This window comes from Cryobacterium sp. TMT1-66-1 (genome assembly GCF_004403435.1).
Taxonomy (GTDB): domain Bacteria; phylum Actinomycetota; class Actinomycetes; order Actinomycetales; family Microbacteriaceae; genus Cryobacterium; species Cryobacterium flavum.
Genome location: NZ_SOGP01000017.1, coordinates 155,451 through 169,071, shown reverse-complemented (window position 1 = coordinate 169,071; position 13,621 = coordinate 155,451). Strand labels below are relative to the sequence as shown.

The window sequence follows — 13,621 nt, the reverse complement described above, 5'->3', positions numbered from 1 at the left end:
GAAAAAACGCCTCCATCAAATTCATCGTCGTGCGGTACGAATCGACACGACGAAATACGTGTGCAGGGCTCCTGCGCCGGGCACGTCGGTGTGCCTCGTCGAACTCAATCATGGAGATCCCTTGCTCGCCCATCGTACCGCCGGGCCCTGCACCCGGGCTGGTCGCCGCAGAACCTGCGGCCAGCCGCGACGAAACGGCCCACGCGTCGTCGATTCGCTCGTGACCGGGGCATAAACTGCCTAAAAGTGTTGAGCTAGTACCAGCCGACGGTCTGCGAGTGCGACCAGGCGGCGCACGGCGTTCCGTAGGACGAGGCCTTGATGTAGCCGAGGCCCCAGGCGATCTGCGTGGTGGCGTTCGTGGCCCAGTCGTTGCCGGCCGACGCCATCTTGCTTCCAGGCAGCGCCTGGGGAATTCCGGTCGCGCCGCTGCTGGAGTTCATGGCCGCGTAGTTCCAGCCGGATTCTTTCTGCCAGAGACGGTCGAGGCAACTGAACTGATCCGCGCCCCAGCCGTACTGCGAAACGGCCATGGATTGTGCGGTGGCGCGTGCACCGTCGACGGTGTTGCCTCCGGCGACAGATTGCACGCGAGCGGCTTCGGCAGCCGCCTGGGCAGCGGCTTCGGCCGCAGCAGCGTCCGCCGCAGCAGCCGCCGCAACCTCGGCGGCGACGCGGTCGACTTCAGCGGTGGCGGCAGCGACGGACGCGGTCTCAACCTTCGTCTCGGCCGTGAGCGATTCCACCCGGTCGATGGGCATGATCGCGTAGCTGGCGAGCGAGCTGGCTACCGAGGTGAGTGTGGTGGCATCCACTTTGCTCTCACTGGCAGCGATGACGACGTTGGCGGCGCTGAGCGCAGCGGATGCGTTGTCGCGAGAGACCGACTCACCGTGCGCCGCGTAGTAGTCGAGCTGGTCGCTCTGCAGGCCGGTGCTTTCGGCGAGTACGGTCGTGGCGGCGATGCTGTCTTGCCGGGCATCGGCGGACTGGGCGACGAATCCGCTGCTGGCGACGAGGCCGGCGATAACGAGTGCGGCACCGGTGGCAACGAAGATCTCATGCCAGCGGGTGCGTGGTTTGCGGGGCTTGTGCTGCGTTCGAGGGGCGAGGTGGGCATGGGGCGTTTCAGTGTTTTTTGGGCGCATGTCCTTCATCTGGCGCGAATGATGGACGCTAGGTACGCCCGTTCGCTGGGTTTCGAGCCCGTGCACTTCGGGGTGGCGCGGGCGAGTTGGCCAGCATGCCCGGCCTGTTTGAAAGAAACCTCACGATTTTCTCCGAAACCCCTGATTTTCGGTCACAGGCGCTGAGCCATGGCATACTTTGCGATTTCCCACGGGCGGCGACGCGGCAGCAACCAGACGATTATGCTGATCAAAGGTGAATTATTCGGCAGGATGCGATTTGACCGGCGGGGCCTTGCAGCCTACAAAGAAGTCAGAATTAATCTTTCGCCGCGAGGGCGAGCAAGCGCCCCAGCGCGTGATTTTACTCGACGCGCTCCTGCTCCAGACGCACATTTCCCTCCGAGCGCTCAACGGTGTGACGGCCGACATGCTCGAGGATGGTCGCGCAGATTCTCATGCCGACCTTGAACCGCGACAGCTCGAAATTCTCGTTGGGGGCGTGATTGTTCTGGTCGGGGTTGGCGTAGGGCACCAGAATTGAGGGAATGCCGAGAATGTCGGTGAAAACGTAGTTCGGCAGCGAGCTGCCGAGGCTGGGCACGACGAAGGGAATCACCCCGGTCGCCTGCTCAACGGCGCCGGCCAGAATCGCAACGTAGGGATTGTCGAGGGCGGTACGCGAGGGGGGAATCGAGCTGAGTCGCGTCAGCCCCACCATCGGGGCATGCTGCGCCAGGTGCACCTGTAGCAGCCGAAAGATCTCGTCCGGATGCTGCCCGGGCACGAGTCGCATGTCGAGGTGCGCCCTGGCGCTGCTTGAAATAACTGTTTTCATGCCTGGCCCGGTGTAACCGCTGGTCAGGCCGGTGATGGTCATCGTCGGCCGCAGCATCAAGCGTTCGTAGTAGTCGTGTCCCTCCGGCGAGGGCAGCTCCGTGATGTCGTAGTCGCTGAAGTGGTCCTTCAGATCGAGGGGCAGCCCGGCAAGATTCGCACTTTCGGCGGGCGTCGGCGGCCGCACGTCATCGAAGAAGCCCGCCACGGCAATCTCGCCACTCGGTTTCCACAGCGTGGCCAGTGCCTGAGTGAGCTGCTGCGCGGCGTCGGGCAGCAGACCGCCGAGGCTGCCCGAGTGCGCATCCCGATTCGCCCCGCGTGTACACAGCTCGACGCCGAGCTGCCCGCGAGTGCCGAGCACGAGCTGCGGCATGCCGCTGCGATGCACGGGGCCATCCGAGGTTATGGCCAGATCAGCCATCAGGAGATGACGATTTTGTCGAACGAGTTCGGCCAGGTGCGGGCTGCCGATCTCTTCTTCTCCCTCGATGAGCACCTTGACGTTCACCGGCAGCTCGCCGTGTGCGGCCAGCGTCGCCCGGAGGGCAAAGAGCTGCGCGAGGTGCTGGCCTTTGTTGTCACTGGTGCCGCGCCCGTACATGCGACCGTCGCGAATGGTCGGCTCGAACGGGTCACCCTGCCAGTGCGCGCTGGTTTCGGCCGGTTGCACATCGTAGTGACCATAAATGAGCACCGTCGGTCGCCCGGGGTCGACGATGCATTCGCCGTACACGGCCGGCGGCCCAAAACCCTCGATCAGGTGCGTGCGCAGACCACTCCCGCACACGCTGTGCTGCACGGCCTGGGCGCACAGGGCCAGGTCCTCCGTCGGCGAAGCGCTGACGCCAGCGATACCAACGAGGTAGGCGAGTTCTTCGAGCGCGGCACCGAATCCGGCGTCGATGTGGGCGTAAACATCGTCAATGCTCACGGTGTCGCCGGCCCGAAGACTGGCACCGGCGCCTGCCCCGGCCGTGATCGCCAGCCGACCTGCACCGGGCTGCCGATTCGGCAGGCTTCCCCCGTGAGGTTGGTCAGCAAGCGCGGCCCCTCCTCGAGCTGTACGACCGCCACAACGTACGGGGTCACCAGCCCGAGTTCCGGCGCGGCCTTCAGATGCACGGTGGTCTGCGAATAGACCGTTCCCCGGCCGCTCGCCGCGACCCATCCGATGTCATCGCTGTCGCAGGCGAGGCAGAAGGGGCGAGGATAGAACTGATACTGACGGCAGGCTCCGCATTGTTGGATCACGAGCTGTTCCTTGCTCGCGGCCTCCCAGAAATGCGCGGTCGTGGGGTCGGCCCAGTCGAACAGTGACTCAACCACGAACCAACACCGCCGTCGCTGCCGTGGAGAAGAGTCCGCCAATGCCGTGCACCAGTCCGACCGTCGCCCCGGGCACCTGCCGCGCTCCGGCCTGGCCGCGGAGCTGCCGCACCGCTTCGATAACCAAGAGGATGCCCAGCGCCCCCGGATGACAATAGGACAGCCCTCCCCCCGAGGTGATCGAGGGGAGACTGCCGGTGATGCTCAGATTGCCCTCCTGCACAAACGCGCCGGCGTCACCGCGCGCGCAGAACCCGACGTCTTCGAGCGCGAGCAGCACGCTGATCGTCGACGCATCGTAGGGCTCGAAGACGTCGATATCGGCGTGCCCAACCTCCGCCATCCGTAGCGCGGCACGAGCGGCCGCGACCCCCGGCGAGGCCTCAAGACTCGGCAGCTGCGGAATATGCCACTGCCTCGCGCTCTCCCCGGTACCGGCCACTCGAATCGGCGTATTCGCCGAATCCCGGGCACGGTCCCCGGTCGTCAACACGATGGCACCGCCGCCGTCGGTGACCAGGCAGCAGTCCAGGCGACGAAGCGGAGCACAGATCAGGCGCGACTCGAGCACATCGTCAATGGTGAGCCGATCACGCTTCCAGGCCTTGGGGTTCAGGCCCGCCCACTGCCGTGCGGTCACGGCCACGGACGCCAGCTGTTCGCGTGTGGTCCCGTACTCGTACATGTGTCGGGCCGCGAGCAGCCCGAACTGGCCCATCGGGGCCGGAAGACCATACGGCTGTTCAAACTGGGGGGACGTTGCTTTCTCATTCCAGTGATTGAGCTTGCGAGTGGCGCGGGTGCGCTGCCGGGACGCGTACACGATCAGGGCGACCCGGCAGCGTCCGGCCTGCAGGGCCGCCGAGGCATGACCGAGAAAGGCCACGAAGGCGGCGCCGCCGAGATCGCTGGAGTCGGAGTAACTCGGCTGGATTCCGAGATACTCCCCGACCTGCACCGTGCCTTCCTCGCCGAGGTAGTTCACGAACAATCCGTCGACATCACGCAGGGTCAGGCCGGCATCGGCGAGCGCTTCCCTGGCTGCGAGCGCAATCATCGACAGCTCGGATTGGTCTCGTACTTCGCCCAATGGCGCTTCGGCTACCCCCGAGATGAACACCTCACGGTCCGGTCCTGTCATCAACATTGCGTAACCCCTCGGCGAGCATCGACGGACATTTCTGTTCATCATATAGACATGTCATCTATCCAGCGATACAGTTTGAGAAATTCCACGACGCACGAAACACCGCCCCACCCGAACCGGGCGACACGGAAAGCGACACCATGACCGCAGACTCACCTTTCATCACCTCGCCGGTCTCCTACGCGCAGCGCATTGCTGACCTCGCCGCCGAACGCGGCGAGCGCACCGCGCTCATTTTCGTCGCCCCCGACGGCAGCGAGAGTTGCCTCAACTGGGCAGAGCTCGATACGCGCGCCAATCAGATGGCACGCCTACTGGCGGGCTACGGCGTTGGCCCGACGACCCTGCTGGCAATCTGCCTGCCCACCCGCGCCGAACACATTGTCGCCGCCATCGCCGCCTGGCGACTCGGCGCCTGCACGCTCCCGTTGTCGCCGCAGATGCCAGAGCGGGAACGTCGCGAAATTCTCGCGGTGAGTGAATCGTGGCGCACCACCGTCATGCTCGTGGAACACGAGGGGCAGCATCCCGGCGATATCTCACTCGACGAGCTTTCGGCACTCGACACCGTTGACGCATCAGCGCTACCAGCCATCACCGCGTGGCCGGGAAAGGCGATCTGCTCCGGCGGCTCCACCGGCCGCCCCAAAATCATTCTCGACGACCGACCGTGGCAGAAGATCCCCGGCCAGGGCAGCTCCCTGCACCGGTTCGGCCTGCGCGCCGACCAGACCCAGCTGATCACCGGCCGGCTGTATCACAACATCTCCTTCAGCCTCACGCACAACGGTCTCTTCGAGGGCCACACGGTAATTCTGCTGGAAAAGTTTGATGCCGCCCTCACCGTGTACGTCATCGAGCGGCACCGGGTCACTTTTCTCGCCATGGTGCCCATCATCATGCAGCGCATCGCTCGACTGCCCGATGTACTCACCCGCGACTTCTCCAGCATTGACGCCTTCTATCACAGCGGCGCGGTCTGCCCGGTGTGGGTCAAACGCGTCTGGTTACAGCTGGTCGAACCGGTGAAACAATACGACTGTTATGGCGGCGCGGAGGGCACCGGAGTCGTCGCTATTCGCGGCGACGAGTGGATGCTCCGCGAGGGTAGCCTGGGCCGGCCGGTTGACACGCGACTGAGCATCCGGGACAGCGCCGGGGTTCCGCTGCCGGCCGGCGAGATCGGGGAGATCTTCACCGGGCCCGAGGGCGCCCCCATGACGTTCCGGTATCTCGGCGCCGAACCACCGGCATCCACTTCCGACGGACTGGTCACGCTGGGAGATCTCGGCTGGCTCGACGACGACGGCTACCTCTATCTGGCTGATCGCCGGGTCGACCTGATCATCACCGGCGGCGCCAATGTGTACCCCGCCGAAGTCGAGGGGGTGCTCTCGGAACACCCCGGCATCGCAGACGCCGTGGTGATCGGCGTCGACGACGACGAGTGGGGCAAACAGGTCTACGCCATCCTGCTGCCCACCGACCCGGGCGCGCCGCCCGACGTCGACGACGTTCGGGCATTCTGCCGGGAACGCCTCGTCCCCTACAAGGTGCCGAAGACCTTCGAGTTCGTCAGTACGAGCTTCCGCGACGAATCGGGCAAGATGCGCCGATCGGCGCTGGCGAGCGATCGCAACCAGCGCCAGGCATCCGCTCTGGTTACAGCCTCCGGAAACGACCTCTCATGACACCCCAGTTGCGCGCCCTGATCAATGCCCGGCTCATCGACGGCACCGGCGGCCCGGCCCGCGAGCGGGCGACCGTGATCATCGACGGCGAGCGGATCGTCGAGGTGACCGAAGACCGACCGCTTCCCGTCACGGTCGAGGTCGTCGACCTGGGCGGCGCCACCCTGATGCCCGGCCTCATCGACTGCCATACCCACCATGCTGCCTGGGCGCAGAGCCTTGTCACCCATCCGGAACCGCTGGGACTGCTGATGTCCCAAACGGTGGCCGCCCTGAAGACGACCGTGGAGGCGGGAATCACCACGGCACGAGACCTCGGCGGCCTGGAACGGGGCTTCGTTCTGGCCGTCGACCGCGGCGTCATTCCCGGTCCGCGTTTGCAGACCTCGCTGATCATCGTGTCGCCGACCAACTCCCTGATGGATGCCCACCCGGTGTCGGGCGGTGCGATCACGTCCCGCGGACGCTACGAGACTCTGCCAGGCCTTCCCGAACCCTGGTGCGACGGTCCGGTGGCCGCGCGGGCCAAGGTGCGGGAAGTTATTCGTATGGGTGCCGACGTCATCAAAGTGGCGATGACCGGCAGCATGACCTTCGCGGCACGCCGCCCGAACCGCCCGCTGTTCACCCCGGAAGAACTCGCTGCGATCGTGGACGAGGCCCATCTGGAGGGAATCCCGGTGTGCGCGCACGCCCACGGCGATCCCGGCGCGATTCTCGCGGTGCGTGCCGGCGTTGACACGATCGAGCACGGAACCTATCTGACCGAGGAATGCGCGCGCGAAATGGCTGATCGGGGCACATGGTATGTTCCAACAATGTGCATCTCTAACTGGCACAGCACCCTCTCCCAGGAAAGTGTGCGAGCCCACACCATTGACATGCCGGCGCGCCATCGCGAAAGCCTTGCTCTGGCCGTTCGATTCGGCGTGCGCATCGCTGCTGGCACCGACACCAACCCGTTCCACGGCTTCGGCCGCACCGGCATGGAACTGGAGCTTCTGGTAGAGGCCGGTATGACCTCGCCCGAAGCGATCAGGGTCGCCACGGACCAGTCCAGCCAGTGCATGGGCGTTTCAGCCGACGTTGGCACGGTTGCCGCGGGAAAATTCGCCGACCTGCTCATTGTCGACGGCGACCCGCACCGGGACATCCGCTTGTTGCAGGATGCGAAACGTCGCACCGCCGTGTTGAAAGGCGGCCAGTTTATGAGCGGTTCGCTCCTGTCTATAGCGGATGCCCACAGTCGCCACACAATGGCGGTCACCGCATGACGGCCCACGCCACGGACGATCCGGAGACCTCGGCCGCCCCAACCGCAGTTGCACCAGCCGGCCCCGCCACCGATTACATGATCGGGCCGGTCGCTGCGGCCCTCGATATCATGCTCGAGTTCGAGAACGGGCAACAAGAGCTGCGCGTCGCCGACATCGCCCGCCGAGTTGGCGTGACCCGCAACAAGGCGTTTCGTCTCATCAAAACCCTCGAATCGCGCGGCTTTCTGCAACGCACCGGCGACCACTACCGGGTGGGCAGTCGATTGCTCACCCTCGGCGAGATGGCAGCCCAGCCAATCGAAGCGTTGCGGGCCGCCGCGCAGCCCGAGATAGAAATGTTGCATGCCGCGACCAATGAAACGATCTATGTGCTGGTTCCGGTTGGCAACGAGGCAATCTGTATCTCCAGCATGGAGAGCACCCATTCGCTGCGCATCTCGGCCGCCATCGGCACCAAACGACCGCTGGATTCGGGGGCCGGGCAGAAAATGCTGCTCTCGGGTCAGGACGAGCAACGCCTGAGCCAGGTGCTCAGCCACCGGGGGCCGGCTTTCACCGAACACACCATCACCGGCGAGGCCGAGTTGCGCCAAGAACTACAGGAGATTGGCCGACGCGGTTACAGCCTCAGTCTCGGTGAGGTCGACGCCGGGGCCGGTGCCGTCGCCGCGCCCGTCTGCGATTATTCGGGCGAAATGATCGCGGCTCTGGTCATAGGGGGGGCCATGTCGCGGGTGACAGGCAATCTCGAGGGCGCCTGGAAAGATTTGGTCGTCAGCGCTGCCCACCGAATTTCTACAAGGCTCGGCTTCCACCGACCTTAGCGACGCTTCTGCCAACACCACCAGCGCGGGTCACCGTGCCGCAGCTTCGATGCGGTGTCTTCAGTGACCCGCGGGTCAACCGTCAGCCCCGCACGCTCGCCGAAGTAATCAACAGATATACCAAATGTCTATACAGTGATTTACTGCCATGATACGCTCAGCCCCAACTTGTTGGAAACGAGAGTGGGCCGGGCAGCATAACAAACCACATTTCCAGCAGGCGCGTTGAGTTCAGCCCAATCAACTACAGCAATGGAGTACCGACAATGAAACGTATCCAGGTCGCGAAAACCCTCTGCCTAGCCCTCTCCGTCTCGCTCTTAGCCGGCTGCAGCGCAGCCGTCGAACCGGAGGAACCGGCAGCATCCACCCTGATGGACCAGGCCATTCACGATGCCCTTCCCCAGGACATTCAGGACGCTGGTGAGTTCACGGTCGTCACGAGTGGCGCAAACCCGCCGTGGTGGGTCACGACGCCCGGAAAAACCGGTGAGTACACCGGTGCCGGCGCCGAACTGATGGATGCCATCGCCGAAGTGATGGGCGTAGAGGCCAAGATCGCGACCGTGCCGGACATTTCCGGAGCGTTCGCCGCGATCAGCGCCAAACGTTACGCCTTCGGCTTCTTTCCCTACGCTGACTCGGTCGGGGGACCGAAGGAACGCCCAGGTGCCGAATTCGTTGACGTTTTGCAGGAGGTCGTGCCTTTTCTGGTCGAAAAGGGCAACCCCAAGAACGTCACCAACATGGACGAGCTGTGTGACGTCACCGTGGCCGCGCTCGCCAACGCCGCAACCTATAAGGTTGCCGAGGCTCAGGCAGTGAAGTGCCAGGAGCAGGGCAAAGACCTCACGGTGCTGAGCGTCGCGAGCGTTCCCGACGGCGTGCTGGCGCTGAGATCGGGACGAACGGATGCCTTCTTCACGGGTGGAGCCTCGCTGTTCTACGCGGCCAAGGAATCGAACGGCGAGTTGGAGGTCGTCGGCGACGAGTTCTCGAACGGGTTCGCCGGTCAGTTCATGGGTGCCCTGCTCCCCAAGGGCTCCGAACTCTCCGCCCCCCTGCTCGCGAGCTTTCAAGTGCTCTTCGACAATGGTGACTACGAGAAGATCATGACCAAGTACGGCCTCGATCGCGAACTCATCGACCAGCCCGGCATCAACCTGTACGCCGATTGGCTCGTCGAGAACCCGCAGTAGTCATGGCAACTCTGCCGAGTAACCAGACCGACCTCGAGCTCCCGGTCACGCACCACCCCGTGGACGTAGCCCGGGCGTTGTCACCAAGGCGCCCCGCCACCTGGGTGCTTTCCATCATCACCGTGGTCGTCGCCGCACAACTCGTGCACCTGCTGTTGACGAACCCCAACTTTGAATGGAACGTTGTCGCGCAGTACCTCAACAGCGAAACCGTGCTTCAGGGCGTCGTCATGACTCTCTTTCTCACGGTGACAGCGATGACAATCGGTCTGGTTCTCGGCGGCATTCTGGCGGTGTGCCGCTTGTCGGACAACGCCCTCCTGCGCGCGCTCGCCTCGTCGTACATCTGGTTCTTCCGGGGTACACCGCAGCTCGTACAACTGATTTTCTGGTTCAACATCGGCTTACTCGTGCCGGTCCTGAGCATCGGCATACCGTTCGGTCCGACCTTCGCCTCGATCGAGTCCAACACCCTGGTGACACCACTGTTGGCGGCTATCGTGGGTTTGGGCCTGCACGACGCCGCGTACCAGGCGGAGATCTATCGCGCCGGGCTGATCTCGGTGGACGAGGGGCAGCTTGAGGCCGCCAAGGCCCTGGGCATGAAGCCGGTGCGAGTCTTCTTTCGCATCCAGCTGCCGCAGGCGATGAGATTCATTGTTCCACCCACCTTCAACTCCATCATCGCGCTGGTCAAAGGCACGTCCCTGGTCAGTGTGATCGGGGGTGCCGAGTTGTTGTTCTCGGTCAAGGAGATCTACAGCCAGACCTACCAGACGGTGCCGCTGCTGATCGTCGCGAGCATCTGGTACCTGTTCATCACGACGGTGCTCAACGGCGTGCAATTCTTCATTGAGCGTCACTACGGCCGGGGTTCCAGCCGCAACGGCAGCTCCTCCCCCGTCGCGCGTTTTCTCGATCGACGGGCCGCCGAACGCAATTTGAATCGAGGGATGGAATCATGACGCAGCCCATTCTGCGCATCAGCGGATTGCGCAAACAATTCTCTGGAGTCGAGGTGCTCAAGGGCATCGACCTTGAGGTGCGGGTCGGCGAGACCGTCGCAATTCTCGGCTCGTCGGGCTCGGGCAAATCCACGCTGCTGCGCTGTGTGAACTGCCTCGAGGTTCCCAGCGGCGGGTCGATCTGGCTGGGCGATGAGCTGATGGGCTACCGGCAGGAGTCCGGCGGGGCCGTGCGTCGGCTCACCGAAAGCCAGATTGCCGTGCAGCGTCGCAAAGTGGGAATGGTTTTTCAGAACTTCAACCTGTTTCCACACTGGACCGTTCTGCAGAACATTGCCGACGGACCGCGCTCAATTCTCAAGCTGAGCAAGGCCGAAGCCATCGAACGCAGCATGACGCTGCTGACCCGGGTCGGCCTGGCCGACCGCGCTCATGCCTATCCGCGCCAGTTGTCCGGAGGGCAGCAGCAGCGCGTCGCCATCGCTCGGGCCCTGGCCCTGGAACCCGCCGTGCTTCTGTTTGACGAACCGACCTCGGCCCTCGACCCGGAGAACGTCGGCGAAGTCACCGACGTCATGGCTGCCCTGGCGGCCAGCGGTGCCACCATGCTCGTGGTGACCCACGAGCTCGGCTTCGCCCGGGCCGCCGCCGATCGAGTTGTCTTCATGGACGGGGGCGTCATTCTGGAGCAGGGAACCCCGACCGAGGTGTTCGACCATTCGCAGCAAGCGCGTACCCGGGAGTTCATGCGCAAAACCCTGGTCTGATTCGACAAGTCTCCTGCGGCGGCTCACACTAGAACCACCAATCAGTCGCATTCAGTCGCATTCAGTCGCATTCAAAGGAGAAGCCGTGACCGTGCTCGCCGACGCCCGTGAACTCGCCCCAGACATCACCGACCTGCGCCACCGACTGCACCAGGAACCCGAAATCGGGCTCGACCTGCCGCGCACCCAGGAGAAGGTGCTCGAGGCTCTCAGCGGTCTGCCGTACGAGATCAGTCTCGGTACCGACACCACCTCGGTGACGGCGGTGCTGCGCGGAACCGGCACCGGGGCATCCGCTTCACGGCCTGTGGTGTTGCTGCGCGGCGATATGGACGCGCTGCCCGTGCAGGAACGCACCGGGCTGGAGTTCACCTCGCGCATTGACGGTGCCATGCACGCCTGCGGACACGACCTGCACACGGCCATGCTGGTGGGCGCGGCGACGTTGCTCGCGCACCATCGAGATCAGCTTGCCGGTGACGTGGTGCTCATGTTCCAGCCGGGCGAGGAAGGCTACGACGGTGCGGGTGTGATGATTCGCGAGGGCATCCTCGACGCTGCCGGGCGCCGTGCCGACGCAGCCTATGGGTTGCACGTCATGTCGGCCGGCGCGCCCAACGGGCAGTTCATGAGTCGCGCGGGCACCCTGATGTCAGCCAGCGATGGCCTCACGGTGACGGTACACGGAGCCGGCGGGCACGGTTCGGCGCCGCATCAGGCGCAGGATCCGGTGACGGTGATCGCCGAGATGGTCACAGCTTTGCAGGTGCTGGTGACTCGCCAGTTCGACATGTTCGACCCGGTGGTGCTCTCGGTCGGGGTACTGCAGGCCGGCACCAAGCGCAATATCATTCCCGATTCGGCGCGGCTGGAGGCGACGGTGCGTTCCTACACGCCCGAGTCGCGGGCCAAGCTCGCGCGCGTCGTACCGCGACTGCTTCAAGGCATCGCGGCCGCGCACGGCGTGGAGGTGACGGTGGACTACGTCACCGAATATCCACCGACCCGTACCGACGCCGGCGAGACCAGCCGGGCCGAGCGTGTGGTGGGCGAGCTCTTCGGTGGCGAGCGTTTCACGCGCATGATCAACCCGCTGGGCGGCTCCGAGGACTTCTCGCGCGTGTTGCAGCAGGTGCCGGGGACCTTCGTGTTTCTCTCGGCGTTGCCGCGACAAGCGGATGCCCAGGCCGCCGCGTTCAACCACTCCCCCACGGCGACCTTCGACGACGATGTGTTGGCCGACGGCACCGCTTTGTATACGCAGTTGGCGCTGTCGCGGATGGCTGAGCTGGCAGGCTGAAGCATGCCACTGCTCGCCCGTTGTTGCACAAATGCCACGGATCAGCGTCACGACACGGCACCAAAGTTCACCCAGTTCGCGGGTAGGCGCATGTCCGTTGCGCGTGCTTAGGTAGATTCAGAAGCAAATTTTTGGAGAGTAAGACAATTCATAATTTCACGCTGAACAGCGCCAGCACGATAACCCATATTGCATATCCAGAGCCCCGCGAAGATGCGGGCTACACCACTCGTCACGACGGAGGGACAAAGTGAACGTTCCACGGCTCTACCTCTCTGTCAACGGATGCCTCTGCCCCCGTTTGGACCCCGACCCGGCCTGGGGTGATGTGGCCAAAGCTTCGATCAGTGTCGAGCACGGCGACGGTCACGCTTCCACTCGGAATGTGCACTGGGCGCCCCGACTGATCACGGCCCTCGACTCCCTGCTGATGCAATACGGCGTCGAGCTGGTCTGGCTCACCTCCTGGAACGAGCTCGATGCCACCCGGCAACTGCTCGTACCCGAACTGCACGGGCTGTCCGGCGGACGCATGCTCGACGTCACGACTCCGCCGAAAAACCCCGGCCAGACGGATGGCGAGACGGGACTCTGGAAGTCGCAGCGCATTGAAGAAGATCAAAGCGTGCCGGCACCGTTCATCTGGATCGATGATGCCGACGTGCAACTTCACGGCGACAAGGTTCTCAGCGCCACTCACGAGACGCCATCCTTGCTCATTCCGCCGCGCTCCGAGGTGGGTATCACGGTCGACGACATCGCCCGGATGCGCGCCTGGCTCGAGCAGCTGCCCACCTGACCGCCCTTCTTAAAGGGGGGAAACTACCCCGCCAAGCCTTCCGCCGTGACTGGTCACGGCTCTGCTTACGTGCGCCAGGGTGGTTCGGGGCTGGGGGTGGTGGCGCGGTGGCTGTGGGCGGGGCGCCAGGTTTGGGTCGGGTCCCAGAGTAGGGGGCCGCGTACTTGGGGCCTGCTGTTGATCATGCGGATTTTCCATCCGCTGGTGTCGATGGTGTGGTGGTGGAACCAGCAGAGGAGGACGCCGTTGTCGATGTCGGTGCGGCCGTGTTTTTGCCAGGGGATGACGTGGTGGGTTTCGGTCCAGCGGGCGGGGATGGTGCAGCCGGGGATGATTTAGCCTCCGTCGCGGACGGCCCC

General features: G+C 64.3%; 13 protein-coding genes. 8 read left to right on the top strand and 5 right to left on the bottom strand.

Annotation, left to right across the window (positions count from 1 at the left end; translation table 11 throughout):
* Window positions 1-254: 254 nt before the first annotated feature.
* The 4 genes from E3T29_RS20310 to E3T29_RS12925 all read right to left on the bottom strand — a co-directional run bounded on the left by E3T29_RS20310 (window position 255) and on the right by E3T29_RS12925 (window position 4,440).
* Window positions 255-1,148 (bottom strand): phospholipase, encoded by an 894-nt coding sequence (locus tag E3T29_RS20310; RefSeq protein WP_241987803.1) that lies wholly within the window; start codon window positions 1,146-1,148, stop codon window positions 255-257.
* Window positions 1,149-1,491: 343 nt separating this feature from the next.
* Complete coding sequence (locus E3T29_RS12935; RefSeq protein ID WP_166789987.1) at window positions 1,492-2,898, bottom strand: M20/M25/M40 family metallo-hydrolase; 1,407 nt, start codon at window positions 2,896-2,898, stop codon at window positions 1,492-1,494.
* Window positions 2,895-3,293, bottom strand: coding sequence for a Zn-ribbon domain-containing OB-fold protein (locus E3T29_RS12930; RefSeq protein ID WP_166789986.1), 399 nt, complete (start codon window positions 3,291-3,293; stop codon window positions 2,895-2,897). The genes E3T29_RS12935 and E3T29_RS12930 overlap by 4 nt, the downstream gene beginning before the upstream one ends.
* Window positions 3,286-4,440: an acetyl-CoA acetyltransferase gene (locus tag E3T29_RS12925; protein ID WP_134345865.1), complete on the bottom strand. Its 1,155-nt coding sequence runs from the start codon at window positions 4,438-4,440 to the stop codon at window positions 3,286-3,288. Before E3T29_RS12925 ends, E3T29_RS12930 begins: the two co-directional genes overlap by 8 nt.
* Before the next feature lie 140 nt (window positions 4,441-4,580).
* Here E3T29_RS12925 and E3T29_RS12920 point away from each other — a divergent pair, with 140 nt between their 5' ends.
* The 8 genes from E3T29_RS12920 to E3T29_RS12885 all read left to right on the top strand — a co-directional run bounded on the left by E3T29_RS12920 (window position 4,581) and on the right by E3T29_RS12885 (window position 13,262).
* On the top strand, window positions 4,581-6,131 hold the full coding sequence (locus E3T29_RS12920; protein WP_134345863.1) for an AMP-binding protein: 1,551 nt from the start codon (window positions 4,581-4,583) through the stop codon (window positions 6,129-6,131).
* Window positions 6,128-7,405, top strand: coding sequence for an amidohydrolase family protein (locus E3T29_RS12915; RefSeq protein ID WP_134345861.1), 1,278 nt, complete (start codon window positions 6,128-6,130; stop codon window positions 7,403-7,405). The genes E3T29_RS12920 and E3T29_RS12915 overlap by 4 nt, the downstream gene beginning before the upstream one ends.
* On the top strand, window positions 7,402-8,232 hold the full coding sequence (locus E3T29_RS12910) for an IclR family transcriptional regulator (protein WP_134345859.1): 831 nt from the start codon (window positions 7,402-7,404) through the stop codon (window positions 8,230-8,232). Before E3T29_RS12915 ends, E3T29_RS12910 begins: the two co-directional genes overlap by 4 nt.
* Before the next feature lie 266 nt (window positions 8,233-8,498).
* Window positions 8,499-9,431 carry a transporter substrate-binding domain-containing protein gene (locus tag E3T29_RS12905; RefSeq protein WP_134345857.1) on the top strand — a complete coding sequence of 311 codons (933 nt, stop codon included), beginning with the start codon at window positions 8,499-8,501 and terminating at the stop codon, window positions 9,429-9,431.
* Between the two features lie 2 nt (window positions 9,432-9,433).
* Entirely contained in the window at window positions 9,434-10,396 is a 963-nt protein-coding gene (locus E3T29_RS12900; RefSeq protein WP_134345855.1) for an amino acid ABC transporter permease, read from the top strand.
* On the top strand, window positions 10,393-11,163 hold the full coding sequence (locus E3T29_RS12895) for an amino acid ABC transporter ATP-binding protein (RefSeq protein ID WP_134345853.1): 771 nt from the start codon (window positions 10,393-10,395) through the stop codon (window positions 11,161-11,163). Before E3T29_RS12900 ends, E3T29_RS12895 begins: the two co-directional genes overlap by 4 nt.
* A gap of 85 nt (window positions 11,164-11,248) precedes the next feature.
* On the top strand, window positions 11,249-12,463 hold the full coding sequence (locus E3T29_RS12890) for a M20 family metallopeptidase (RefSeq protein WP_134345851.1): 1,215 nt from the start codon (window positions 11,249-11,251) through the stop codon (window positions 12,461-12,463).
* Between the two features lie 250 nt (window positions 12,464-12,713).
* Window positions 12,714-13,262, top strand: a complete 549-nt coding sequence (locus tag E3T29_RS12885; protein WP_134345849.1) for an HAD domain-containing protein — start codon at window positions 12,714-12,716, stop codon at window positions 13,260-13,262.
* Window positions 13,263-13,327: 65 nt separating this feature from the next.
* Here the strand turns inward: E3T29_RS12885 and E3T29_RS12880 are convergent, their stop codons facing one another.
* Complete coding sequence (locus E3T29_RS12880) at window positions 13,328-13,579, bottom strand: HNH endonuclease (RefSeq protein ID WP_255575292.1); 252 nt, start codon at window positions 13,577-13,579, stop codon at window positions 13,328-13,330.
* Between the last annotated feature and the right edge of the window lie 42 nt (window positions 13,580-13,621).

Coding starts and splice junctions, on each gene's coding strand:
- E3T29_RS20310 (WP_241987803.1), bottom strand. CDS start 1,148: ATGCGCCCAAAAAACACTGAAACGCCCCATGCCCACCTCGCCCCTCGA.
- E3T29_RS12925 (WP_134345865.1), bottom strand. CDS start 4,440: ATGTTGATGACAGGACCGGACCGTGAGGTGTTCATCTCGGGGGTAGCC.
- E3T29_RS12920 (WP_134345863.1), top strand. CDS start 4,581: ATGACCGCAGACTCACCTTTCATCACCTCGCCGGTCTCCTACGCGCAG.
- E3T29_RS12915 (WP_134345861.1), top strand. CDS start 6,128: ATGACACCCCAGTTGCGCGCCCTGATCAATGCCCGGCTCATCGACGGC.
- E3T29_RS12910 (WP_134345859.1), top strand. CDS start 7,402: ATGACGGCCCACGCCACGGACGATCCGGAGACCTCGGCCGCCCCAACC.
- E3T29_RS12905 (WP_134345857.1), top strand. CDS start 8,499: ATGAAACGTATCCAGGTCGCGAAAACCCTCTGCCTAGCCCTCTCCGTC.
- E3T29_RS12900 (WP_134345855.1), top strand. CDS start 9,434: ATGGCAACTCTGCCGAGTAACCAGACCGACCTCGAGCTCCCGGTCACG.
- E3T29_RS12895 (WP_134345853.1), top strand. CDS start 10,393: ATGACGCAGCCCATTCTGCGCATCAGCGGATTGCGCAAACAATTCTCT.